General features: G+C 70.5%; 19 protein-coding genes and 1 pseudogene. 14 read left to right on the plus strand and 6 right to left on the minus strand.

The genetic code is table 11. The features are described from left to right. The first annotated feature begins 77 nt into the window (after positions 1–77). The 12 genes from ACZ7L7_RS12645 to ACZ7L7_RS12700 all read left to right on the plus strand — a co-directional run bounded on the left by ACZ7L7_RS12645 (position 78) and on the right by ACZ7L7_RS12700 (position 13,753). A complete protein-coding gene (locus ACZ7L7_RS12645) occupies positions 78–734 on the plus strand; it encodes a GntR family transcriptional regulator (RefSeq protein WP_285515436.1) in 657 nt (218 codons plus the stop codon). Further along, the gene (locus ACZ7L7_RS12650; protein WP_285515437.1) at positions 731–1,642 is read left to right on the plus strand and encodes a dihydrodipicolinate synthase family protein; all 912 of its coding nucleotides are present in this window, start codon (positions 731–733) and stop codon (positions 1,640–1,642) included. The genes ACZ7L7_RS12645 and ACZ7L7_RS12650 overlap by 4 nt, the downstream gene beginning before the upstream one ends. Further along, the gene (araD, locus tag ACZ7L7_RS12655; RefSeq protein WP_472075775.1) at positions 1,639–3,372 is read left to right on the plus strand and encodes an L-arabinonate dehydratase; all 1,734 of its coding nucleotides are present in this window, start codon (positions 1,639–1,641) and stop codon (positions 3,370–3,372) included. Before ACZ7L7_RS12650 ends, araD begins: the two co-directional genes overlap by 4 nt. Positions 3,373–3,454: 82 nt before the next feature. Next, positions 3,455–4,390 (plus strand): carbohydrate ABC transporter permease, encoded by a 936-nt coding sequence (locus ACZ7L7_RS12660; RefSeq protein ID WP_285515439.1) that lies wholly within the window; start codon positions 3,455–3,457, stop codon positions 4,388–4,390. Beyond that, on the plus strand, positions 4,387–5,280 hold the full coding sequence (locus tag ACZ7L7_RS12665) for a carbohydrate ABC transporter permease (protein WP_453607854.1): 894 nt from the start codon (positions 4,387–4,389) through the stop codon (positions 5,278–5,280). Before ACZ7L7_RS12660 ends, ACZ7L7_RS12665 begins: the two co-directional genes overlap by 4 nt. Then, positions 5,277–6,452: a Gfo/Idh/MocA family protein gene (locus ACZ7L7_RS12670; RefSeq protein ID WP_472075777.1), complete on the plus strand. Its 1,176-nt coding sequence runs from the start codon at positions 5,277–5,279 to the stop codon at positions 6,450–6,452. Before ACZ7L7_RS12665 ends, ACZ7L7_RS12670 begins: the two co-directional genes overlap by 4 nt. Continuing rightward, positions 6,452–7,309 carry a DUF6807 domain-containing protein gene (locus ACZ7L7_RS12675; RefSeq protein WP_472075813.1) on the plus strand — a complete coding sequence of 286 codons (858 nt, stop codon included), beginning with the start codon at positions 6,452–6,454 and terminating at the stop codon, positions 7,307–7,309. The genes ACZ7L7_RS12670 and ACZ7L7_RS12675 overlap by 1 nt, the downstream gene beginning before the upstream one ends. Further along, positions 7,306–8,823 (plus strand): glycoside hydrolase family 43 protein, encoded by a 1,518-nt coding sequence (locus tag ACZ7L7_RS12680; protein WP_472075779.1) that lies wholly within the window; start codon positions 7,306–7,308, stop codon positions 8,821–8,823. Before ACZ7L7_RS12675 ends, ACZ7L7_RS12680 begins: the two co-directional genes overlap by 4 nt. Before the next feature lie 175 nt (positions 8,824–8,998). Continuing rightward, positions 8,999–10,345, plus strand: a complete 1,347-nt coding sequence (locus ACZ7L7_RS12685; RefSeq protein ID WP_285515443.1) for an ABC transporter substrate-binding protein — start codon at positions 8,999–9,001, stop codon at positions 10,343–10,345. A gap of 78 nt (positions 10,346–10,423) precedes the next feature. After that, entirely contained in the window at positions 10,424–11,218 is a 795-nt protein-coding gene (locus tag ACZ7L7_RS12690) for a rhamnogalacturonan acetylesterase (protein ID WP_285515444.1), read from the plus strand. 44 nt (positions 11,219–11,262) lie between these two features. After that, entirely contained in the window at positions 11,263–12,582 is a 1,320-nt protein-coding gene (locus tag ACZ7L7_RS12695; RefSeq protein ID WP_285515445.1) for a pectate lyase family protein, read from the plus strand. Between the two features lie 58 nt (positions 12,583–12,640). After that, positions 12,641–13,753 (plus strand): pectinesterase family protein, encoded by a 1,113-nt coding sequence (locus ACZ7L7_RS12700; RefSeq protein WP_285515446.1) that lies wholly within the window; start codon positions 12,641–12,643, stop codon positions 13,751–13,753. Here ACZ7L7_RS12700 and ACZ7L7_RS12705 read toward each other — a convergent pair. Further along, positions 13,750–15,945 carry a glycoside hydrolase family 43 protein gene (locus tag ACZ7L7_RS12705; RefSeq protein WP_472075781.1) on the minus strand — a complete coding sequence of 732 codons (2,196 nt, stop codon included), beginning with the start codon at positions 15,943–15,945 and terminating at the stop codon, positions 13,750–13,752. The two genes, ACZ7L7_RS12700 and ACZ7L7_RS12705, sit on opposite strands and share 4 nt — an antisense overlap. A gap of 205 nt (positions 15,946–16,150) precedes the next feature. Here ACZ7L7_RS12705 and ACZ7L7_RS12710 point away from each other — a divergent pair. Next, positions 16,151–16,690 (plus strand): annotated as a pseudogene (locus tag ACZ7L7_RS12710) (right-handed parallel beta-helix repeat-containing protein); the annotation flags it as partial. Between the two features lie 160 nt (positions 16,691–16,850). Here the strand turns inward: ACZ7L7_RS12710 and ACZ7L7_RS12715 are convergent. The 3 genes from ACZ7L7_RS12715 to ACZ7L7_RS12725 form a co-directional block, all read right to left on the minus strand. Continuing rightward, positions 16,851–17,681, minus strand: a complete 831-nt coding sequence (locus tag ACZ7L7_RS12715) for a pectate lyase (RefSeq protein WP_285515448.1) — start codon at positions 17,679–17,681, stop codon at positions 16,851–16,853. A 92-nt stretch (positions 17,682–17,773) separates the two neighbouring features. Next, positions 17,774–18,631, minus strand: coding sequence for a hypothetical protein (locus tag ACZ7L7_RS12720; RefSeq protein ID WP_471428361.1), 858 nt, complete (start codon positions 18,629–18,631; stop codon positions 17,774–17,776). Further along, positions 18,628–19,194, minus strand: coding sequence for a SigE family RNA polymerase sigma factor (locus tag ACZ7L7_RS12725; RefSeq protein WP_285515450.1), 567 nt, complete (start codon positions 19,192–19,194; stop codon positions 18,628–18,630). The genes ACZ7L7_RS12720 and ACZ7L7_RS12725 overlap by 4 nt, the downstream gene beginning before the upstream one ends. A gap of 261 nt (positions 19,195–19,455) precedes the next feature. Here ACZ7L7_RS12725 and ACZ7L7_RS12730 point away from each other — a divergent pair, with 261 nt between their 5' ends. After that, positions 19,456–20,907 (plus strand): NCS2 family permease, encoded by a 1,452-nt coding sequence (locus ACZ7L7_RS12730; RefSeq protein WP_285515451.1) that lies wholly within the window; start codon positions 19,456–19,458, stop codon positions 20,905–20,907. A gap of 18 nt (positions 20,908–20,925) precedes the next feature. Here the strand turns inward: ACZ7L7_RS12730 and ACZ7L7_RS12735 are convergent, their stop codons facing one another. Further along, positions 20,926–22,374 (minus strand): peptidoglycan D,D-transpeptidase FtsI family protein, encoded by a 1,449-nt coding sequence (locus ACZ7L7_RS12735; RefSeq protein ID WP_471428364.1) that lies wholly within the window; start codon positions 22,372–22,374, stop codon positions 20,926–20,928. A gap of 52 nt (positions 22,375–22,426) precedes the next feature. Continuing rightward, positions 22,427–23,089: a response regulator transcription factor gene (locus ACZ7L7_RS12740; protein ID WP_471428366.1), complete on the minus strand. Its 663-nt coding sequence runs from the start codon at positions 23,087–23,089 to the stop codon at positions 22,427–22,429. Positions 23,090–23,093 lie beyond the last annotated feature (4 nt).

Genomic DNA, 23,093 nt, shown 5'->3' on the forward strand with positions numbered 1-23,093 from the left:
CGCGCGCTCCTACCTTCATCGCGTCGTACTTCGTACGTCATATATGAGACGCGATATGTGAGATCCGAGAGGCGCGCATGACCTCTGTGCCCACGCCGATCCCCTCCCGCACGCAGTATGTGCTGGAGGAGATCAAACGCCGTATCCTCACTGGCCGGCTGACGCCCGGCCAGGCCCTGGTGGAGACCGAGTTGGCCGCGCAGTTCGGGGTGTCCAAGACCCCCGTGCGCGAGGCGCTCAAGACACTCGCCGGGACCGGGCTCGTGGTGATGAGCCAGTACAAGGGCGTCACGGTGCGCATGGTGGACGCGGACATGGCGCGCGAGGTCTACGACGTGCGGCTGCTCCTCGAACCCGAGGCGCTGCGTCGGGCGGTGCGCCGGGGCGCCTCGCTGGACGCCGCCAAGGACGCGCTGACCCGCGCCGACCACGCCACCGACGCCGCCGAACGCTCCCTGGCCAACCGGGAGTTCCACCGCGCCCTGTACCTGCCCTGCGGCAACCCGCTGCTCGGGAGGATGCTCGACGAGGTCCGTGACCAGGCCGCCCTCGTCTCCGCCGTCGCCTGGGCCGCCTCCCCCTCCTGGGAGCGGGAGGCCGGTGAGCACCGGGAGATCCTGCGGCTCGCCCTGGAGGGCGACGCGGACGGCGCCGCCCGCGCCCTGCACTCCCACATCGCGTCGTTCGTCGAGCGGGCGTTCCCCGACGCCTCGGACCAGGAAGGCCAGGAATGAGCAGCGAGACGTTCGAGACCCAGCGGGCGGCCCTGGCCGACGTGGTGTCGATCCCGGTGACCCCCTTCGCCGAGGACGGCACCATCGACCAGGACGCCCACCGGGCCCTGCTGCGTCGGCTGCTCGACGGAGGCATCCGCACCCTCACCCCCAACGGCAACACCGGCGAGTTCTACGCCCTCACCCCGCAGGAGCGCCGGCTCGTCACCGAGATCACCCTCGACGAGGCCGGTGACCGCGCCGTGGTCATCGTCGGCGTCGGCCACGACGTGCCCACCGCCGTCGCCTCCGCCCGGCACGCCCGGGAGCGGGGCGCTGCGATGGTGATGGTGCACCAGCCCGTGCACCCCTACGTGTCGCAGAGCGGCTGGGTCGACTACCACCGCGCCATCGCCGAGGCCGTGCCCGAGCTGGGTGTGGTGCCGTACATCCGCAACGAGCGGCTGGAGGGGCGGCGGCTGGCCGAACTCGCCGACCACTGCCCGAACGTGATCGGTGTGAAGTACGCCGTCCCGGACGCCGCCCGGTTCGCCTCCTTCGCGCGGGACGCGGGCCTGGACCGCTTCGTGTGGGTGGCCGGGCTCGCCGAGCCGTACGCCCCCTCCTACTTCTCCGCGGGTGCCACCGGCTTCACCTCGGGGCTGGTGAACGTCGCCCCTGCCGTTTCGCTGAACATGATCGAAGCGCTTCGATCCGGTGACTACCCGGCCGCCATGAAGGTCTGGGAGCAGATCCGCCGCTTCGAGGAGCTGCGCGCCGCCAATGGCTCCGCCAACAACGTCACCGTCGTCAAGGAGGCCCTCGCCTCCCTCGGCCTGTGCCGCCGCGAGGTCCGCCCGCCGAGCCGCCCGCTGCCGGAGAGCGAGCGCGCCGAGGTCGCCGCGATAGCCGCGGGGTGGTCGGTATGACCGGCCGCCGCAGATCCCCGGAGGAGCTTCGGAGCCACCAGTGGTACGGCACCGAGGGCCAGTTGCGCACCTGGTCGCACAACGCCCGGATGCGGCAGCTCGGTTACGAGGACGAGGAGTACCGGGGCCGCCCGGTGATCGCCGTCCTCAACACCTGGTCCGACATCAACCCCTGCCACGTGCATCTGCGCGAGCGCGCCCAGGCGGTCAAGCGGGGTGTGTGGCAGGCGGGCGGTTTCCCGCTGGAGTTCCCGGTCTCCACCCTCTCGGAGACGTACCAGAAGCCGACCCCCATGCTCTACCGCAACCTCCTCGCCCTGGAGACGGAGGAGCTGCTGCGCTCCTACCCCGTGGACGCGGCGGTCCTGCTCGGCGGCTGCGACAAGTCGACCCCGGCCCTGCTGATGGGCGCGGCCTCCGCCGACATCCCGTCGATCTTCGTGCCCGCGGGACCGATGCTGCCGGGCCACTGGCGCGGGGAGACCCTCGGCTCCGGCACCGACATGTGGAAGTACTGGGACGAGCACCGCGCGGGCAACCTCACCGACTGCGAACTGCGCGAACTTCAGGGCGGCCTGGCCCGTTCCCCCGGCCACTGCATGACCATGGGCACCGCCTCCACGATGACCGCGGCGGCCGAGGCGCTCGGCATGACCCTGGCCGGCGCCTCCTCGATCCCCGCCGTCGACTCCGGGCACGAGCGGATGGCCGCCGCCTCCGGGCGCCGCGCCGTGGAACTGGCCTGGACCGGGCTCGCCCCCTCGCGGATCCTCACCCGGGAGGCCTTCGAGGACGCCGTCACCACCGTGCTCGGCCTCGGCGGCTCCACCAACGCCGTCATCCACCTGATCGCCCTCGCCCGCCGCTGCCAAGTCCCCCTCAGCCTCGACGACTTCGACCGCATCGCACGGACCGTGCCGGTGCTGGCCAACGTCCGGCCGGGCGGCGAGACGTACCTGATGGAGGACTTCCACTTCGCCGGGGGACTGCCCGCCTTCCTCTCCCGCATCCCCGACCTGCTGCACCTGGACCGCCCCACCGTGAGCGGCACCCTCGGCGAGCACATCGCCAGCGCCCAGGTGCACAACGACGACGTCATCCGCCCCCGCGACAACCCCGTCGCGGCCGAGGGAGGGGTCGCCGTACTGCGCGGCAACCTCTGCCCCGACGGCGCCGTCATCAAGCACATCTCCGCCGAACCGCACCTGCTCAAGCACACCGGTCCCGCCGTCGTCTTCGACGACTACAAGGCCATGCAGCGCACCATCAACGACCCGGACCTCGGCATCACTGCCGACAGCGTGCTGGTGCTGCGCAACTCCGGCCCCAAGGGCGGCCCCGGCATGCCCGAGTACGGCATGCTCCCCATCCCCGACCACCTCCTGAAGCAGGGGGTACGGGACATGGTCCGGATCTCCGACGCCCGGATGAGCGGCACCAGTTACGGCGCCTGCGCACTGCACGTCGCGCCGGAGTCGTACGTCGGCGGACCCCTCGCCCTGGTCCGCACCGGGGACCTCATCACCCTGGACGTCGAGGCGCGGGCCCTCCAACTGAACGTGGACGACGAGGAGTTGGAGCGGCGCCGGGCCGCCTGGACACCCCCGCCCACCCGCTACGAACGGGGATACGGCGCGCTCTACAACGACCAGGTCGGCCAGGCCGACACCGGCTGCGACTTCGAGTTCCTGGCCCGGCCGGGCGAGGTGCGGGACCCGTACGCCGGCTGAACCCCCCCTCGACCGCCGCCCTTCTTGGTCGAGATCCCGAACACTGATCGGCAAGCGCTTCACCGAGAACGGAGAAACAGTCATGGCCCAAGCCGCAGCCGTGGCGAAACCACCCGCGCCACCGAGGCGGCGCCGTGCCTCCGCCACCCCACGCAGGCTGCCGTACCTGCTGATCGCCCCGGCCGCCCTGCTCATGCTGGGCTTCATCGCCTACCCGGTGATCAGCGTCTTCTACTACAGCCTGCAGAACTACAACCCCACCAAACCCTGGCGCAACGGCTTCGCGGGCTTCGACAACTTCGTCCACGCCTTCACCGACGACCCGCTGTTCTGGGACACCCTGGTCTTCAGCGCCAAGTGGGTGGTCGTCGAGGTCGGACTCCAGCTGCTGTTCGGACTCGCGCTGGCCCTCATCGTCAACCAGACCTTCGTCGGGCGGGGGCTCGGCCGGGCGCTGGTGTTCTCACCGTGGGCCGTCTCCGGCGTACTGACCTCCGCGATCTGGGTGCTGCTCTACAACTCCCAGACCGGAATCACCCGTTACCTCGCGGACATGGGCATCGGCTCCTACGGCACCAGCTGGCTGTCGGACACCTCCACCGTCTTCCCGGCGGCCGTCGTCGCCGACCTGTGGCGCGGGGTGCCCTTCTTCGCGATCCTCATCCTCGCCGACCTCCAGTCCGTCTCCAAGGACCTCTACGAGGCCGCCGAGGTCGACGGGGCCAGCCGGTTCAAGCAGTTCTGGCACATCACGCTGCCCCACCTGAAGGACGCCATCATCCTGTCCACGCTGCTGCGCGCGGTGTGGGAGTTCAACAACGTCGACCTGCTCTACACCCTCACCGGCGGCGGACCCGCGGGCGAGACGACGACCCTCCCGCTGTACATCGCCAACACCAGCGTCGACGCCCACAACTTCGGCTACGCGTCGGCCCTGACCACCGTCGCGTTCGTGATCCTGCTCTTCTGCTCGATGGTCTATCTGCGGCTGAGCAAGTTCGGAGGCGAGAGCAAGTGAGCATCAAGGAAGCCGCCCCCGCCGTGCCCACCGTGCGCACGTCCCCGCCACCGCCCCGGCCCGCCAAGGGCCACCGCGCCTGGGACGAGGTCCCGCGCTGGCAGATCTACCTGCCGCTCGGCATCTACCTGCTGTTCACCCTGATCCCCTTCTACTGGATCCTGCTCTTCGCGCTCCGCCCGGCCGGCTCGACCTCGCTGGTGCCCTGGCCGATGACCTTCGAGCACTTCGACAAGGTGTGGAACGAACGGAGCTTCGGCACCTACTTCCAGAACAGCGTCCTGGTCGGCCTGGCCACCCTGGTGATGACCACCGTCGTCGCCCTGGCCGGCGGCTACGCGCTCGCCCGGTTCGACTTCAAGGTCAAGCGGGCCTTCATGCTGGCCCTGCTGTGCTCGCAGTTCGTGCCCGGCGCGCTGCTGCTGGTGCCGCTGTTCGAGATCTTCGCCGAACTGCGGATGATCAACTCGCTGGGCAGCGTCATCCTCGCCGAGACCGTCTTCCAACTGCCGCTGTCGATGATCCTGATCAGCAACTTCATCAAGAACGTGCCGTACTCCCTGGAGGAGGCCGCCTGGGTGGACGGCTGCGGACGGATGCGGGCCTTCCGGGTGGTCGTACTGCCGCTGCTGCGGCCCGGTCTGATCGCCGTCGGCTCCTTCGCCTTCGTGCACTCCTGGAACCACTTCCTGTTCGCCCTGATGTTCCTCAACAACCAGGAGAAGCAGACCGTCCCGGTCGGCCTCAACACCCTGATGAGCGCGGACAGCGTCGACCTCGGCGCCCTCGCGGCGGGCGGCATCATCGCCGCCGTTCCCGTGGTCATCGTGTTCGCCTTCATCCAGAAGTGGCTGATCACCGGGTTCAGCGCGGGGGCGGTGAAGGGATGACCACCTCCACGACGGACACGGCCACCCCGGTGGTGCTGGCCGGTGCGCGCGGGCACGGCCGCTGGCACCTGGACAACATCCGCCGCCTCCAGCGCCTCGGGATCGTCCGGCTGGCCGGCATCTGCGAACTCACGCCGCTCACCCCCAAGGAGATCCCCGACGGGCTCGGCACCCCGGAGCAGTCCGCCGACTTCGGGGCGCTGCTGGACGCCACCGGCGCCCGCATCGCGGTGATCTGCACCCCGATCCCGACCCACACCGACCTCGCCCTCAAAGCCGCCGACCGGGGCGTGCACCTGCTGCTGGAGAAGCCGCCCGCCCCCTCCTACGCCGAGTTCCGGCGCATGGCCGACGGGGTCGCCGCGGCGGGCGTCGCCTGCCAGATCGGCTTCCAGTCGCTCGGCTCGCACGCGGTGCCCGCGATCCGCCGGATGATCGCCGACGGCACCATCGGCGCCCTCGTCGGCATCGGCGGCGCCGGCGCCTGGGCCCGCCCCGAGTCGTACTACCGGCGCGCCCCCTGGGCCGGAAAGCGGCGCCTGCACGGCGTCGACGTGATCGACGGGGCGCTCACCAACCCGCTCGCGCACGCCGTCGCCACCGCCCTCGCGCTCGGCGGCACCGACCGTGCCGACCACGTCACCGGCGTGGAGACCGAGCTGCTGCGCGCCAACGACATCGAGTCCGACGACACCTCCTGCGTCCGGATCTCCACCACCCACGGCCACCCGGTCACCGTCGCCGCCACCCTGTGCGCCGAGCACCCCGACGAGCCGTACGTCGTGGTGCACGGCAGCAGTGGCCGCATCACCTTCTGGTACAAGCAGGACCGGGTCCTGCTCCAGCGCGCCGACCACGGCCCGCAGGAGTTCGAGTACGGCCGCACCGACCTGCTGGAGAACCTGGTCCGGCATCTCACCGACGGCACCGACCTGGTGGTCACGCCCGAGCGGACCGGCGCCTTCATGAAGGTCGTCGAGGCGATCCGGCTCTCCCCCGACCCCGCCCCGCTGCCCGCCGGGTCCTGGCATCTGCGCGCCGACGAGCAGCGCCGGGTCGTGCCCGGCGTCGACGGCCTGGTCGCTGCCGCGGCCGACACCCTCGCCCTCTACTCCGAGCTGGGCGCCCCCTGGGCGCTGCCCCACGCCCTGCGCAAAGAGGTGAGCACATGATGACCACCGGAGACACCCCGGTACTGCGCGTCGCGGGCCGCCCGGTCGCCCGCTACGTCACGCGGCCCGAACTGCCCGCCCGGCTCTGCCCGCGCCCCTATCTGCACCCGGTCACCACCCTGGCCGGCACGCCGGTCACCGAACTCCGGCCCGCCGACCACGCACACCACCTCGGCGTCGGTGTCGCCGTTCCCGACGTCGAGGGGCACAACTTCTGGGGCGGCCGCACCTTCGTCCGCGACCAGGGTCCCACCGAGCTGGACAACCACGGCGCCCAGCACCACCTGGGTTTCCAGCTGCGCGACCCCGACGGGTTCGTGGAGGAGCTGCGCTGGACGGCCGCCGGAACCGAGCTGCTGCGCGAGCGCCGCACTGTCGCCGCCACCGAACTCACCGACTCCGCCTGGGCGCTGGACTTCACCTTCTCCCTCACCAACGTCACCGCGGGCACGCTGTCCATCGGCAGCCCCGCCACCAACGGCCGCCCCGGCGCCGCCTACGGCGGATTCTTCTGGCGGGCGCGGAAGGAGGACACGTCCCCCGACGTGCTCGTCCCGGACGCGGAACCGGGTACCGAAGGCGAGGAGCGGGCGCACGGCAGCCGCGCCGACTGGGTCGCCCTCGTCGGCTCCACCTGGACGCTGGTCTTCGCGGGCGCCACCGAACGCACCCGTGAGGACCCGTGGTTCGTGCGCGCCGGGGAGTACCCGGGCGTCGGCTCCTCGCTCGCCCACACCGAGCGGCTGACCGTACCGCCCGGCGAGACCGTGGTCCGGCGGATCGTCACCGTCGTCGCCGACGGCCGCCTCGACCACGCGGCGGCCGGGGCGCTGGTCCGCAAGGCGGTGAGCGCGTGAACACCTACATCCCCGGCACGTACACCAACCCCGTCCTCAACGCCGACTGGTCCGACCCGGACGTGATACGCGTCGGGGACGACTTCTACCTCACCGCCTCCAGCTTCGGCCGCGTACCGGGCCTGCCGCTGCTGCACTCCCGCGACCTGGTCAACTGGACCCTGGTCGGCCATGCCTTGCAACGCCTGGAACCGGAGGCCGAGTTCCGCGTCCCACGACACGACTGCGGCGTCTGGGCCCCGTCCCTGCGCCACCACGCCGACCGGTTCTGGATCTTCTGGGGCGACCCCGACCAGGGCATCTACCAGGTCAACGCCCCCGAGATCCGCGGCCCCTGGACCCGGCCGCACCTGGTCAAGGCGGGCAAGGGTCTGATCGACCCGTGCCCGCTGTGGGACGAGGAGACCGGCGAGGCGTACCTGGTGCACGCCTGGGCCAAGTCCCGCTCCGGGATCAAGAACCGGCTCACCGGGCACCGGATGCGTCCCGACGGCACCGAACTCCTGGACGCGGGCAAGGTGATCGTCGACGGCGACCGCATCCCCGGCTGGTTCACCTTGGAGGGCCCCAAGCTCTACCGGCACGACGGCTGGTTCTGGATCCTCGCCCCGGCCGGGGGAGTGGAGACCGGCTGGCAGGGCGCCTTCCGCTCGCGCGGCTTCTTCGGCCCGTACGAGGAACGGATCGTGCTCGAACAGGGGGACACCGACATCAACGGCCCCCACCAGGGCGGCTGGGTGCGCACCGGGGTCGGCGAGGACTGGTTCGTCCACTTCCAGCAGCGCGGCGCCTACGGCAGGGTCGTGCACCTCCAGCCGATGCGCTGGGGCGCGGACGGCTGGCCGGTCATCGGCGCCGACGGCGCCCCCGTCGCCGTACACCGCAGGCCCGCCCTGCCGCCGCAGCCGCCCGCCGCGCCCGCCACCGACGACGACTTCCCCGGCGGACGGTACGGCAGGCAGTGGCAGTGGACGGCCAACCCGCGCGACGGCTGGTCCACCCAGCACTCGGCGGACGGCCTGCGGCTCACCTGTGTCCGCACCGACGACCCGCACGACCTGCGGAAACTGCCCAACATCCTCACCCAGCGGCTGCCCGGCACCCCGGCCGCCGTCGAGGTGGGGCTGCGCCTGCACAGCGAGCAGCCGGGAGCACGGGCCGGACTGGCGGTGCTCGGCGACGCGTATGGCTGGATCGGGCTCCAGCGCGAGAGCGACGGCTCGGTCCGCCTGGTCCACCGTTTCGCGGAGACCGTCGCCGAGCGCGAACGCGACGCCGCCCACCCCGTGCCCGCCCCCGACGGCACCGTCCGGCTCCGCATCGACATCGCGGCCGGCGCCCGCTGCCGGTTCCACTACGACACCGGCGACGGCTGGACGCCCTCCGGTCCCGTCCTCGCCGCCACCCCCTGGCGCTGGGTCGGAGCCCTGCTCGGCCTGTTCGCGCTCGCGCCCGCCGGTCAGGGACACGCCGGCGCGGCAACCTTCACGCACTTCACGGTCACCAACTCCTAGCAGCCGTACGCCCGTCGGGAGCCGCAAAGACGCATCTCCGTGGCAAGCGCTTGCCGAAGGTGGGCGAAACATCCCGCCGAGGCAGGTGGAACCACAGCCGAGACGGCGGAAGCACCGCCACCACCGCCCCCCACAACTCCATAACTCGCAGCATCCAGAAGAAGAGAGCCGACCAATGAAGATCAGCATCCGTAGAAGCAGGCGCGCCGCCATCGCCGTCGCCCTGGGTTCCGTCCTCGCCCTCACCGCCACCGCCTGCGGCGACGACGGCAGCGGTGGTGGAGGGGACAAGGGGGCCGAGGGTTCCGGCAAGGGCGAGATCGTCTTCTGGGACAACAACGGCGGTGTCCGCACCGACATCTGGAAGGAGATCATCGCCGACTTCGAGAAGGCGAACCCGGACATCAAGGTCCAGTACGTGCCCATCGCCGCCACCGAGGTGCAGTCCAAGTACGACACCGCCATCCAGGGCGGCGGGCTCCCGGACGTCGGCGGTGTCGGTGCCGCGATGCTCTCCGGGATCGCGGCGCAGGACGCGCTGGAGCCGGTGGAGGACCGCCTCGCCAAGTCCTCCCTGAACGGCAGGCTCAACGAGGACATGGTCACGTCCGTCAAGGTGGCCGGCGGCTCCGACGAGCACATGTACTCGATCCCCACCTCCGCCAACAACGGCGTCCTGTACTACCGCACCGACCTGTTCAAGAAGGCGGGCCTGGAGGAGCCGACGACCTGGGACGCCTTCTACGAGGCGGCCGAGAAGCTCACCAACTCCGGCAAGAACGAGTTCGGTTACACCATCCGCGGCGGCGCGGGCTCCATCGCGCAGGCCCTGGACGCGATGTACGGGCAGAGCGGGATCACCGAGTTCTGGGACGGCGACAAAACCACCCTCAACGACCCGAAGAACGTCGAGGCGCTGGAGAAGTACGCGGCGCTCTACAAGAAGGTCACCCCGGCCGCCGACCTCAACAACGACTTCACCAAGATGGTCGCCCAGTGGGACTCCGGCACCATCGGCATGCTCAACCACAACCTGGGCTCCTACCAGGACCATGTGAAGGCGCTCGGGGTCGAGAAGTTCCGGGGCATCCCGCAGCCCATCGGCCCCTCCGGCAAGCGGGTCCAGGTCTCCAACCCCGTCGACGGGCTCGGCCTGTTCAAGAGCTCCAAGAACAAGGACGCCGCCTGGAAGTTCATCGAGTTCGCCGCCTCGCACGAGTCGAACTCGAAGTGGAACGAGTCGGCGGGCGCCATCCCCTCCAACACCGAGGCGGCGAAGGACGCGTGGATCAATGAGGCCGAGCCCACCAAGCTCGCCGCCGCCGCGCTGAACGACGGCTCCACCACCATCGTCCAGCTCCCGTACTACCTGCCGGACTGGAACACCATCTCCAAGGCCGACAACGAGCCGAACTTCCAGAAGGTCCTGCTCGGGAAGATGAGCGCGAAGGACTTCCTCGACACGGTCGCCGAGCAGCTGAACGAGGCGCAGGCCGAGTGGAACGAGCAGAAGAAGTCCTGACGGCCCGGGGGTTGTCGCTCGTGGGGGACTGCACGCGCAGGCCCCCACACCCCCGGCCCACCATCGAAAGGCAGCCTCATGTCGCTGACCCGCAGACAGGTGGCCGGTGCCGCGCTCACCGCCGCCGCCGTACCCCTGACCTTCGGTACCGCCCACGCCGGTGAGCACCGCCGGCGGACCGTCTTCATCGCCGGTGACTCCACCGCCGCCCAGAAGTACGCCGACGCCGCACCCGAGACCGGGTGGGGCATGGCCCTCCCCTTCTTCCTGCACAGGCAGCTCGACGTCGCCAACCACGCGGTCAACGGCCGCAGTTCGAAGAGCTTCGTCGCCGAGGGGCGGCTGGACGCCCTGCTCGCGGCCGTACGGCCCGGGGACCTGGTGCTGATCCAGTTCGCGCACAACGACGAGAAGGCCGAGGACCCCACCCGCTACACCGAGCCCTGGACCACGTACCAGGACCACCTGCGCCTGTACATCGAGGGCGCCCGTTCCCGCGGTGCCCGGCCGGTGCTGGCCACCGCCGTGGAACGGCGGCGCTTCGACGCCGAGGGCAACGCCCGCCCCAGCCACGGCGAGTACCCGGCGGCGATGCGCGCCCTCGCCGAACAGGAGCGGGTCGCCCTGCTCGACATCCAGGCACTGTCACTAAAGCTGTGGCAGTCGCTCGGCGTCGAGGAGACCAAGAAGTACTTCAACTGGACCGCCACCGAGCAGGACAACACGCACTTCAACCCGCCCGGCGCCATCGAGGTGGCGCGGCTCGTGGCGCGCGAGCTGCTGCGCACCCGCGTGCTGCGCGTGCGGGACGTACGACGGCTGGGCGAGGCGATCCCGGAGTCCTGGATCAGCTGGCCCGACGCCGTGGCCTGAGCACCGACCCAATTCCCACCGCTCAAGAAGAGAGAGCCGCACTCATGCACACACAGATATGGCATGCGCATGCCATAAAGAGAGCCGTCGTAGTCGCCGGCTGTGTCTCGCTCGTCCTCGGGATCACCGGCGCCCAAGCCGCCCAGGCCCGGCCCCACCAGCACGACCTGGCGCGGGGCGTGCTCCCCGCCGGGGACGGCTGGGCGTCCGAGGGCGCCGGGACCACCGGCGGCTCGGCCGCCACCGCGGACCGGATCCACACCGTCTCCACCTGGGCGGAGTTCAAGGCCGCCCTCGCCCAGGAGGGCACCGCGCCCCGCATCATCAAGGTCAAGGGCATGATCGACGCCGTCTCCGAGGGCTGCGACGCGCTGGCCGCCGAGGGCTACGACTTCCAGCGGTACCTCGCCGACTACGACCCCGCCGTCTGGGGCCACGACACCCCGGTCAGCGGTGAGCAGGAGGACCTGCGGGCCGCGTCCGCCGCCAACCAGGACAGGATGATCAAGGCCGAGGTGCCCGCCAACACCACGATCGTGGGCGTGGGCCGTGACTCCGGGATCCGCGGCGGCAGCCTCCAGATCAAGGGCGTCGACAATGTGATCGTCCGGAACCTCACCATCGAGGCCCCCGTCGACTGCTTCCCGCAGTGGGACCCCACCGACGACAACAAGACCGGCGCCTGGAACTCCGAGTACGACGGTGTCGTCGTCTACGGCTCCACCCATGTGTGGATCGACCACAACACGCTCACCGACGGCCGCTATCCCGACAGCTCCCTGCCCGAGTACTTCGGCAAGGTCTACCAGCAGCACGACGGACTGCTGGACGTGGTCCGGGGCGCCGACTACGTGACGGTGTCCTGGAACTCCTTCAACGACCACGACAAGACCATGCTGATCGGCAACAGCGACGGCGCGGGCGCCACCGACACCGGCAAGCTCAAGGTCACCCTCCACCACAACCGCTTCGAGGGCATCGTGGAGCGGGCGCCGCGGGTCCGCTTCGGCCAGGTCGACTCGTACAACAACCACTTCGTCGTCACCAAGAGCCAGAAGTTCGGCTACGTCTTCGGCATCGGCGCCAACTCCCAGCTCCACGCCAGCCACAACGCCCTCACGCTGGCGCCCGGCGTCAGCGTCGGCAAGGTGCTGAAGAAGTGGAGCGAGGCGCCGCTGACCGCCGAGCACAACTACGTCAACGGCAGGCTCACCGACCTGATCGCCGTCCACAACGCGGAGATCCCCGCCGAGACCCTCCAGTCCGGCGCGGGCTGGACGCCCACCCTGCGCACCAAGGTCGACCACCCGAAGGCCGTCCCCGGCATCGTCGACCACCGCGCGGGCGCCGGCCGCGTCCGCTGACCCCCGCCACGGCCGGGGCGCGCCGCCGCCCCGGCCGTACCCGGAAGGAGCGCACCGCATGCACCTCCCCCTGTCCAGACGGGGCTTCCTGCTGGCGAGCACCGGAGCGGCCGCCGCCCTCGCCGCACCGCCCGCCCAGGCCGCCCCGCGCCCCCGCCCGTTCGGCCGCTACGGCTCACCCGCCGCCCGCCTCACCCCGGGCACCCTCTATGTCGACCCGCACGGCCGCGGCGACCACACCACCGTCCAGGCCGCCGTCACCGCCGCCACCGGAACCGGCCGCACCCTGGTCCTGGCCCCCGGCACCTACCGCGAGACGGTCAGTGTCGACGCCACCCGCACCGACATGACCTGGCTCGGCGCCGGGGACGACCCGCGGGACGTCGTCATCGTGTACGACAACGCCGCCGGCACCCCCAAGCCCGACGGCTCCGGCACCTACGGCACCTCCGGCTCGGCCACCACCACCGTGCGCGCCGACGGATTCACCGCCCACCGGATCACCTTCGCCAACGACTGGCTGCGCGCCGACCACCCCGGCGTGACCGGCACCCAGGCCGTCGCGCTCAAGGTCATGGGCGACCGCTCGGCCTTCCACCACTGCCGCTTCCTCGGCCACCAGGACACCCTGTACGCCGACACCACCGCGCTCTCCGTCTTCGCCCGCCAGTACTTCGCGCACTGCTATGCCGAGGGCGACGTCGACTTCGTCTTCGGCCGGGCCACGGCCGTCTTCGAGCACTGCCACTTCCACACCCTGACCCGCACCGACCTCACCTCACCGCCGTACGGTTTCGTCTTCGCGCCCTCCACAGCGGGCGCCAACCCGCGCGGCTACCTGGTGACCAAGGGCCGGGTGACCAGCGAGGCCCCGGACGGCTCCTACAAGCTCGCCCGCCCGTGGGTGCCCAGCTCCGACACCACGGCCCGCCCGATGCTCACCGTCCGGGACACCTGGCTCGGCCCCGGCATCGACGCGGTCGCGCCCTACGCCAACATGTCCAGCTCCTTCCCGTGGCAGGAGCAGCGGTTCGCCGAGTACCGCAACACCGGCCCCGGGGCGCGGATCACCGCCCCGGAGAACCGCCCCCAGCTCACCGCGGACCAGGCCGCGTCGGCGAACCGCGCGGCCTGGCTCGGGGGTTGGGAGCCCTGGAAGGAGGACTGCTAGCGCGCCGGCCGGACCGACTCCAGCGTCGGCACCACCGGGACGATCGTGCCGTCCGGGGCGAACCGCAGCCGGTCGACGGTCGTCTCGCGGTGGGTGCCGTCGCCGCCGGGGCGGCCGGGGCCGTTCAGGGCGAAGCGGTGGTAGACGATGTACCAGTCGTCCGTGCCCGGCCGGTTGACCACCGAGTGGTGGCCGGTGCCCTTGATGCCGTACTCGGGCCGCTTCGCCAGGATCGTGCCCCGCTCGGTCCACGGGCCCAGCGGGGACGGGCCGGTGGCGTAGGCGACGTGGTAGTTCTCGCTGCGGGTGTCGTCCTCGGACCACATGAAGTAGTAGGTGCCCTGCCGCTTCACCACGAAGGAGCCCTCCCGGAAGTCCGTCGGCGTGATGTCGCGGACCTGGGCCGGGTCGAAGGACACCATGTCGTCGGCGAGCGGCACCACATAGCCCCGGCCGTTGCCCCAGTACAGGTACGACGTGCCGTCGTCGTCCGTGAACACCGCCGGGTCGATCATCTGCCCGCTCCAGGCACCCCCCTTGGCCACCAAGGGCTTGCCCAGCGCGTCCTTGAAGGGACCCGCGGGTGAGTCGGCCACGGCCACGCCGATCTGCTGCTCGGCGCAGAAGTAGAAGTAGTACCGGCCGTCCTTCTCGGCGATGGCGGGCGCCCACGCGTACGTGTCCGCCCAGGTGACGTCCGGGCCCAGGTCGAGGACGACCCCGTGGTCCTTCCAGTGGACCAGGTCCTTGGAGGAGTACGCCTTGAACCGGGTGCCGCCCCAGCCGCGGAAGCCGTCGGTGGTCGGGTAGATCCAGTACTCGCCGTTCATGTACCGCACATCGGGGTCGGCGTTGAGGCCGGGCAGGACCGGGCTGCGGGTCGGCACCGCCTCGACGGTCCAGGTACGGGTGGTGCCGTCGGCCGCGGTGACGGTGTACGTCCGGGGCTCGCGGAAGTCCCGGCGAGTGCCGGACCTCGGGCTGAGCGTGGCACCCTCGCCGACCCACAACTCCGGTGCGAGACGCCGCAGATCGGCGCCGGGCTCCATCGGCAGGACGACCTTGTTCGCCGACTCGGTGACGACGGCGTACCCCTTCTGCCCCGGCGCCGTGGCGTCCACGACCGAGGTGGGGCTCTCCGGGTAGGCGGCGAGCAGCCGGTCGTACTCCGCCCGCGTCACCGGGATCACCGTGCCGTGCCGGGGGCTCGCCGGGAGCTGGTAGTCGGTGGACGGGGTCCACCGGCCGGAGTCGAGATCGGTGGTCTCGAAGGGCAGATAGCCCCGCCCGCCGTACTCGTCGATGAACAGGTACCACTTCTCCTCGGTGTTGGACTTGAACACCGTCGGCCCCTCACCCCGGTCCATCGCCCCGCTGCCGATGCAGTCGGCGACGAACTCGTACCGCGTCGAGGTGAGCGAGGCCGCCTTCTCCCCGGTGATGAACTTCGAGCAGGGGCTGGAGGAACTGGGGTCCCGCTCGTCTTTGGTGTAGCGGTAGTAGGTGCCGTCGTGCTCCACGACCGTGGAGTCGATCACCGAATAGCCGGGGTCGTTCCACACCTTGGGCTCGCTGAAGGTGCGGAAGTCCTTCGTCGTCGCGTACAGCATCTTGTTGTACGTCGAGCCGGTGTGCTCCGGGTCGTCCTCGGCGTACAGCTTCGACGCCCAGAAGACGACGTACGCGTCCAGGCTCTCGTCCCAGTACGCCTCCGGGGCCCAGGTGTTGCCCGCGGTGTCGGGGGAGACCCGCACCAGGCGCTGGTCGGTCCAGTGGACCAGGTCGGTGGACTCCCAGACCATGATCGACTTGCTGCCGTGCCGCTGGACCTGGTCCCAACTGCCGCTGGAGTTGCGGTACATGCGCAGATCCGTGGCGATCATGAAGAACCTGTTGCCCTCGGGGGAGCGGATCACGAAGGGGTCGCGCAGGCCCTTCTCGCCGGTCGTGGACGTCAGCACCGGCTTGCCCGCGTTCAGCTCGCGCCAGTGCAGGGGGTCGTTGCCGCGGCTGAGGGCGTAGCGGATCTGCTCGCCGTCGGCGGTGCCCTCGCCGGTGAAGTAGGCGAAGAGATAACCGGCGTACTTCGGGTGCTTCACGGGCGGTGCTCCTGAGTGGGCGGTGCCGGGCGGGGCGGTGAGCAGGGCCAGGAGGAGTGTGAGACAGGCGACGAGCAGCAGACGAGGGCGCATGTCGGTCCAGTCCTGTGTGGGGGTGGTGGATTCTGTTGGAAGGTGCGCGCCTTGGGAGTCTCACCAGCGGGAAACAACACGTCAATCGGGAGTGACGGGATCTCGGGGAGCGAAAGTTTCGGGTGTTTTCGGTGCGGTGCGGCAACCTCCCCGGGGGCCGGTGACCACTGCTGGGCGTCCTCATTCCCCAGGAAAGGAACGCCCCGTGCGGCACAGCACCGGACGCCACCGCAGGACCCGCACGCTCTCCGTCGCCGCCGCCGTGGCCGTCTCCGCCGGGGCGGGCGGCGTCCACCTCGGCCTGAGCGAAGGCGGCGCCCGGGCCGCCGGCGCGACGGTCACCGTCTCCACCACCGCACAGCTGCAGTCGGCCGTCGCACACGCGGTCGCCGGGACGACGATCGAGGTCCGCGGCGGCATCTACACCCCGGCCGCCCCCCTCAGGTCCACGGCGAACGGCACCGCCTCGGCCCGCATCACCCTGAGGGCCGCGCCCGGTGAGAAGGTGCGCATCGACGGCTCCCGGCTGCCCGCCGGGTCCTGGCTGGCGGACATCCGGGGCGACTACTGGACGGTGCAGAACCTCACCTTCCGGAACTCCCCGGCCCAGGGCTTCGTCGCGACCTCGTCGGCCGGCGGGATCTTCGAGAATCTCGTCACCGCGAACAACGGCGGCACCGGCTTCACCCTGCGCGGCGACGGCACCACGGACAACCTCGTGCGGAACCTGCGCAGTCACGGCAACAACAAGGGCCGCCCCGCCGAGCTGGGGCCGTCGACGGTGTCGGAGGCGAACAGCTGGGACTGAAGGGACCGGGGACAGAAGGGCGCCCCCGCCGGTCGTCACCGGCGGGGGCGCTTCATCTGCTGACCGAGGGGGGCTCTGGCCAGCAGGTCCGGGAAACTCAGTCGTACGTCAGATCAGACGCTGAGAAAAGGCACGACGTTGCGTCCGGACCCACACCGATCTGCTTGGGCTCGGCACCGGTGTTGTTGCCCTGGAAACGGACGCAGGTCTTGATCTTCTTGCCGCTGTCGCCGTGGATACGGACCTTGCGCAGCGCGGCGGTGTCCCCGTAGTTGGAGTTGATGCCGACGATCGAGTTCATCGGCGCGGTGACATCCACGTCGTTGATGATGATCGTGCGCTTGTACTGCGTGGAGCAGTTGCCGCAGGAGCGCACCAGCTTGCCCGAGTTGGCCACCTGGAACTTGCTCACGACCAGCTTGCCCGCGCCGTTGAACTGCAGGACCTTGTCCGAGCCGTTCTTCGCGCCGCCGCCGTAGACGGTGTACACGGACGAGGCGGACTTGCCCTTGAAGGTCGCCGCGTCCTCGCCGACGTCCAGCCACCACACGTTCTGCAGCGTGCACGAGCCCGTGCAGTGCACCCCGTCGGCGGCCGGGGTACCGATGATCACGTTCTTCAGGACCGCGCCGTCGGCCAGCTTGAACACCGGGTCCTGGCCCTCGTCCTGGCTGTCGCCGCCGAGCGCGCCGGTGCCGTAGAACTTCTTGTAGCCGCCGTCGAAGGTGCCCGAGACATTGATCGTGCTGCTCACGGCCTGGCTGCCCTTGGCGGTGGGCCAGGAGGACGCGGCGCCCGCGGAGGACAGCATCGTCGTGGTGACGAGCGCCGCGCCGGTGAGACCGAGCGCCGAGGCCCCGGCGATCACGGCCCGCCGCCGGGTGGTCCTGCGGCGGTGACGGACGCGCTGTTCGGCTGGTGCAGTCATGCCCATTCCTTGCGTGGGGAGGTGTTCCTTGCGCTACCTGGTTGCCGCAGGCGCGGAATGGGTTGCCGCGTTCCGGAAAATTTCTGAGCCGGTCACGAGTTGTCGTCGGATTCCTCGCCGTCGTTCTCGTGCCGGGCGAAGTCGCCCGCCACGGACAGCACTTCGTCACCGGCGCGGGCGGTCGCCGTGTACCCGTCGGCGCCCGCGTCCCGGCCGCCGCGCTCGTGGTCGTACTGCCCCGCGAACACCCACTCGCCTGCCGGGACCGTACGGCCCTTCTTCAGGGTCCAGGTGTAGACGAGGAAGCCGTCCCGCTCGCCGACCGTCAGCTCAAAGTCGTCCTCGGGCAGCGAGCGCCAGGCGCCGGTGGAGGTCACCCCGCCGGTCTGCGCCACCTTCAGCTCGACGGTCAGCCCGGTCAGTTTCTCCCCGGTCTTCAGGGTCACATTGCTCTGCGCCCAGAAGTCGTTGCTGTGCGGGTCGACCGAGCCGTCCGACCACAGCGGCCCGTCCTCCTCGCCCGCGGCCGGCGGCTTCGCGGTGTGCGTCGGGGGCGCCGTGGTGGCGGGCGGAGTCGGCTCGCCGGACTCCTTCGAGGACTGCCGCGTCGGATCGGGCGTGGGGTCCGGCGGGAGGGGCGCGCGGCTGGTGGCGTCCGGGGACGGGGTGGGCGTGGGGGAGGTGGCCACTGTCGGCGGGGGCTCTTCCCGCACGACCGACGCCACGGCGTAGCCGCCCACCGCGAGGACTCCGGCGACCGCGGCCGTGGCCCCGGCCACCCGCAGCCAGCCGAGCGCCGGGGGCCTGGTCGCCCGGTGGTCGGGGCGGGCCTCCTCGGACATGCCGCGCTCGATGCGGGCCAGCATCCGCTCGCGGTTCGGCTCGTGCGCCGCGGCCGCCTCCTGCAGCCGGGCGCGCAGTTCGTCGTGCACGTCCCGCCGCATCGTCATCGGTCCCTTCCCGCGGTGTCGCCGGAGCGCGCCATCGCCGCCTGCATCCTGAGCGGCGCGGCCTGCGGGCCGAGCAGTCGCTGCAGTTCCGCCATTCCCTTCGAGGTCTGGCTCTTCACCGTACCCACCGAGACGCCGAGGGCCAGCGCGGTGTCCTTCTCGGAGAGGTCGAAGGCGTGCCGCAGCACCACACAGGCGCGTTTGCGGAACGGCAGTCTACGCAGCGCGTCCTGCACATCGACGACGCCCGCGACATCGGGGTTCTCGGTCCGCTCCTCGCGGTGCGACCAGAACAGGGCGATCCGGCGCCGCTCGCGCACCGCGCTGCGGATCCGGGTGCGGGCCAGGTTGGCGACCACGCCGCGGGCGTAGGCGACGGGGTGGTCGGCCGCGCGGACCCGGTCCCAGCGGTGCCACAGCGCCAGCAGGGCGTCCGCCGCCAGATCGTCGGCGGCGTCCGCCTCCCCGGTCAACAGGTGGGCCAGGCGGGAGAGTTCGGCGTAGTGCCGTTCGAAGAAGGCATGGAACTCCGCGGAGGCTGCGTCGTCGACGACTGTGCCCACGGGCGACACTCCTGCCTGTGAGTCGGTGCCAAGGACCGGCGTGTGGAGGACCTGTGACCGTCCGGCGATCTTCCGGTCGAGATTGCGGAAGCGTAGCAGTAAGCGCGTACTTCGTTCGTACGGGGCTTCGAACGGCGGCTGGTTCGGCCTTGCTTGAACTGCGCTGATTCCGTAACACGGGGAAAACCTGAACCCGGTTCCACAGGGGAACAATCCAGCCAGCATCCGCGCACCGATCATTCCGCTACGGGAGCCACAGCCATGTCCGAGAGCCAGCAGACCGCCGACAAGCCAAGTGGTCCAACCCCGGCCACCAGTGGCCTCGACCGCTACTTCAGGATCTCCGAACGAGGGTCCACCTACGGCCGTGAGATACGCGGCGGCTTCGCCACGTTCTTCACCATGGCCTACATCCTCGTCCTGAACCCCATCATCCTGGGCAGCGCGAAGGACAAGTTCGGCGACACCCTCGATCCGGTCCAACTCACCACGGTCACCGCCTTGGTGGCCGCGGTGATGACGGTCATCATGGGCGTCGGCGGCAACCTGCCGCTCGCGCTGGCCGCGGGCCTCGGCATCAACGCCGTCGTCGCCTTCCAGATCGCCCCGCTGATGAGCTGGGACGACGCGATGGGCCTGGTCGTCCTCGAAGGCCTGCTGATCTGCGTCCTGGTGGTCACCGGGCTGCGCGAGGCCGTCATGCACGCCATTCCGCAGCAGCTCAAGCAGGCCATCAGCGTCGGCATCGGTCTGTTCATCGCCTTCATCGGCTTCGTCGACGCCGGATTCGTCACCCGCATCCCGGACGCGGCGAACACCACCGTCCCGGTGCAGCTCGGCGGCACCGGCAGCCTCTCGGGCTGGCCGATCCTCGTGTTCTGCCTCGGAGTTCTGCTGACCATCGGGCTGCTCGCCCGCAAGGTCAAGGGCGCCATCCTGATCAGCATCGTCGTGATGACCGTCGTCGCCCTGATCATCAACGCGATCGCCGACATCAAGAGCTGGGGCCTGACCACCCCGGAGTGGCCCGACAAGATCGTCGACACCCCCGACTTCGGACTGCTCGGCGAGTTCAGCCTGTTCGGCGCGTTCGGCGAGACCACGGTCATCACCGTCGTCCTGCTGGTCTTCACCCTGGTGCTCTCCGACTTCTTCGACACCATGGGCACGGTCGTCGGCGTCAGCGCCGAGGCCGGACTCCTGGACGAGCAGGGCAAGGTCCCGCACCTGGGCCGGGTGCTGCTCATCGACGGCGCCGCGGCCGTCGCGGGCGGCGCCGCCTCCTCGTCCTCGGCGACCTCCTACATCGAGTCGGCGGCCGGCGTCGGCGAGGGCGCCCGCACCGGCTTCGCCAACCTGGTCACCGGCGGCCTGTTCGCCCTCGCGCTGTTCTTCACCCCGCTGCTCACCATCGTCCCGCTGCAGGCCGCCGCGCCCGCCCTGGTCGCCGTCGGCTTCCTGATGATGACCCAGGTCAAGTACATCGACTGGGACAAGTACGAGATCGCCATCCCGGCCTTCCTGACGATCGCCGTGATGCCGTTCACGTACTCCATCACCAACGGCATCGGCGCGGGCTTCGTCGCCTACGTCCTGATCAAGACGGTGCTGGGCAAGGCCAAGGAGGTCCACTGGCTGCTGTGGGGGGCCTCGGCGCTGTTCCTGGTCTACTTCGCCATCGACCCCATCGAGCAGATCCTCGGCGTCAAGTAGCCCGCGGGGGGCGGCCCCTCACTTGTCGAGGGCCGCCTCCATCATCGCCTTCGCCACCGGCGCCGCCAGACCGTTGCCGCTGACCTCGGAGCGGGCGGCGTCGGACTCCTCCACGATCACCGCGACGGCGACCTGCTGGTCCCCGGACTGCGCGTAGGAGGTGAACCAGGCGTACGGCGTCTTGCTGTTGTTCTCGCCGTGCTGGGCCGTACCCGTCTTGCCGCCCACCGTCGCCCCGTCGATCCGCGCGTTGGTGCCGGTGCCCTCGGAGACCACCGTCTCCATCGCGGACCGCAGCTCCTCGGCCGTGTCCGAGCTGACGATGCGCTCCGTGTCCGCGTCGTCGTAGTCCCGCAGCACATCGCCGCCGCCGTCGGTCACCTGCGACACCATGTGCGGCGACACCAGCTCACCGCCGTTGGCGATCGCCGCCGACACCATCGCCATCTGCAACGGCGTCGCCGTCACGTCGAACTGCCCGATCCCGGTCAGCGCGGTCTGCGCGTCGTCCATGCCGGACGGGTACACGCTTGCGTACGCGCGCACCGGCACGTCCTGCTCGTCGTCGTTGAAGCCGAACTTCTCGGCCATCGCCTTCACCTTGTCCTGGCCCAGGTCGTAGGCGATCTTCGCGAAGACGTTGTTGCAGGAGTACTGCAGCGCCACCCGGATCGAGGCGTTCTCGCAGGGGGCGGACTTGTTCTCGTTCTCCAGGACCGTGGTCGTGCCCGGCAGGGTGTACGGGTCGGGGCTCTCGGTCTTCTCGTCCACCGAGTCGTACAGCCCGTCTTCCAGCGCCGCCGCGGCGACGACCAGCTTGAACGTGGAGCCCGGCGCGACCGGCTGCCGCAGCGCGCGGTTGACCAGCGGCTTGTCGGGGTCGGCGTTCAGCTCCTTCCAGGCGGTCCCGGCCGTATTGGCGTCCGTCAGCGCGGACGGGTCGTACGACGGGGTCGACGCGACCGCCAGGATCTTCCCGGTCTTCGGGTCGATGGCGACGGCGGCGCCCTTCTTGTCGCCGAGCGCCTTGTACGCGGCCTTCTGCACGGCCGGGTCGATCGTGGTGATCACATTGCCCGGGTCGGCCCGCTTGTCGGTCACCGTGTCCATCACGGTCTTCAGCTGAGAGTCCGTGCCGTTGAGGAGGTCCCGGTAGATGCCCTCCAGCTGGGTCGGCGCGTACGCCTGCGAGGCGTAGCCCGTCACCGCCGCGTACAGCTCGCCGTCGGTGTAGGTGCGCTTGTATGCGAGATCGCTGCCCTTCGTCCGTGCCGAGCCGGTGATCGCCTCACCGGCCACGACGATGTTCCCCAGCGGTGCCGCGTACGTCTCGATCGCGTTGCGCCGGTTGTTGTTGTCGTCCGCCAGCGCCCCGGCTTCGTAGAACTGCACCCAGGTGACCCTGACCAGCAGGGCCAACACCATGAGCAGCGTGAAGACGGAAGCGCGCCTGATCGTCTTGTTCATCCCATGGGAGGGACGGGCTGCCGGGGAGAAACGTTCCGCTTGGGTGGCTTTCTCATCGAGTGTTCATGAACCCCGCCTCGTACGCGGCGATCACCGCCTGGGTGCGGTCCCGGCTGCCGGTCTTCGCCAGGACGGCCGCCACGTGGGACTTCACGGTGGTCGGACCGACCTCCATGCGCTCGGCGATCTCCGCGTTGGTCAGCCCGGCGGCCATCAGCCGCAGCACCTCGCTCTCCCGCCCGGTGAGCCGGGCCACCCAGGCCGGCGGCGCGGGGTGCGCCCGCGCGTGCTCGGCCGCGAGGGCGCGCACGGCCGCCGGGAACAGCAGGGTGTCGCTGCGCGCGACCAGCCGCACGGCCTGCACGAGGGCGTCGGCGTCGGCGCGCTTCAGCAGGAACCCGGCGGCTCCCACGCGCAGGGCGTCGTAGACGTAGGAGTCGTTCTCGAACGTGGTCACGACCACGATCCGGGGCGGCTCGTCGAGCGTGCCGAGGATCTGCTCGGTGGCCCGGATGCCGTCGATCTCCGGCATCCGCACGTCCATGAGCACGACGTCCGGCGCCCGCTCCCTGACCACGGCCACCGCCTCGGCCCCGGTGGCCGCCTCCCCGACGACCTCCATGTCCGCCTCGGCGGAGAGGATGGCGCGCAGCGCGGTGCGGACCATGAGCTCGTCGTCGGCCAGGACGACCCGGATGGGCGGGCGGGGGGTCATAACG

This window comes from Streptomyces sp. NPDC110618 (assembly GCF_055657065.1).

What these genes read in the sequence shown, in the direction of transcription:
- ACZ7L7_RS12720 (WP_471428361.1), bottom strand. Translation starts at nt 18,631, where the DNA reads ATGACGATGCGGCGGGACGTGCACGACGAACTGCGCGCCCGGCTGCAG.
- ACZ7L7_RS12645 (WP_285515436.1), top strand. Translation starts at nt 78, where the DNA reads ATGACCTCTGTGCCCACGCCGATCCCCTCCCGCACGCAGTATGTGCTG.
- ACZ7L7_RS12690 (WP_285515444.1), top strand. Translation starts at nt 10,424, where the DNA reads ATGTCGCTGACCCGCAGACAGGTGGCCGGTGCCGCGCTCACCGCCGCC.
- ACZ7L7_RS12695 (WP_285515445.1), top strand. Translation starts at nt 11,263, where the DNA reads ATGCACACACAGATATGGCATGCGCATGCCATAAAGAGAGCCGTCGTA.
- ACZ7L7_RS12740 (WP_471428366.1), bottom strand. Translation starts at nt 23,089, where the DNA reads ATGACCCCCCGCCCGCCCATCCGGGTCGTCCTGGCCGACGACGAGCTC.
- ACZ7L7_RS12700 (WP_285515446.1), top strand. Translation starts at nt 12,641, where the DNA reads ATGCACCTCCCCCTGTCCAGACGGGGCTTCCTGCTGGCGAGCACCGGA.
- ACZ7L7_RS12730 (WP_285515451.1), top strand. Translation starts at nt 19,456, where the DNA reads ATGTCCGAGAGCCAGCAGACCGCCGACAAGCCAAGTGGTCCAACCCCG.
- ACZ7L7_RS12685 (WP_285515443.1), top strand. Translation starts at nt 8,999, where the DNA reads ATGAAGATCAGCATCCGTAGAAGCAGGCGCGCCGCCATCGCCGTCGCC.
- ACZ7L7_RS12670 (WP_472075777.1), top strand. Translation starts at nt 5,277, where the DNA reads ATGACCACCTCCACGACGGACACGGCCACCCCGGTGGTGCTGGCCGGT.
- ACZ7L7_RS12660 (WP_285515439.1), top strand. Translation starts at nt 3,455, where the DNA reads ATGGCCCAAGCCGCAGCCGTGGCGAAACCACCCGCGCCACCGAGGCGG.
- ACZ7L7_RS12675 (WP_472075813.1), top strand. Translation starts at nt 6,452, where the DNA reads ATGACCACCGGAGACACCCCGGTACTGCGCGTCGCGGGCCGCCCGGTC.
- araD (WP_472075775.1), top strand. Translation starts at nt 1,639, where the DNA reads ATGACCGGCCGCCGCAGATCCCCGGAGGAGCTTCGGAGCCACCAGTGG.
- ACZ7L7_RS12715 (WP_285515448.1), bottom strand. Translation starts at nt 17,681, where the DNA reads ATGACTGCACCAGCCGAACAGCGCGTCCGTCACCGCCGCAGGACCACC.
- ACZ7L7_RS12650 (WP_285515437.1), top strand. Translation starts at nt 731, where the DNA reads ATGAGCAGCGAGACGTTCGAGACCCAGCGGGCGGCCCTGGCCGACGTG.
- ACZ7L7_RS12705 (WP_472075781.1), bottom strand. Translation starts at nt 15,945, where the DNA reads ATGCGCCCTCGTCTGCTGCTCGTCGCCTGTCTCACACTCCTCCTGGCC.
- ACZ7L7_RS12735 (WP_471428364.1), bottom strand. Translation starts at nt 22,374, where the DNA reads ATGAACAAGACGATCAGGCGCGCTTCCGTCTTCACGCTGCTCATGGTG.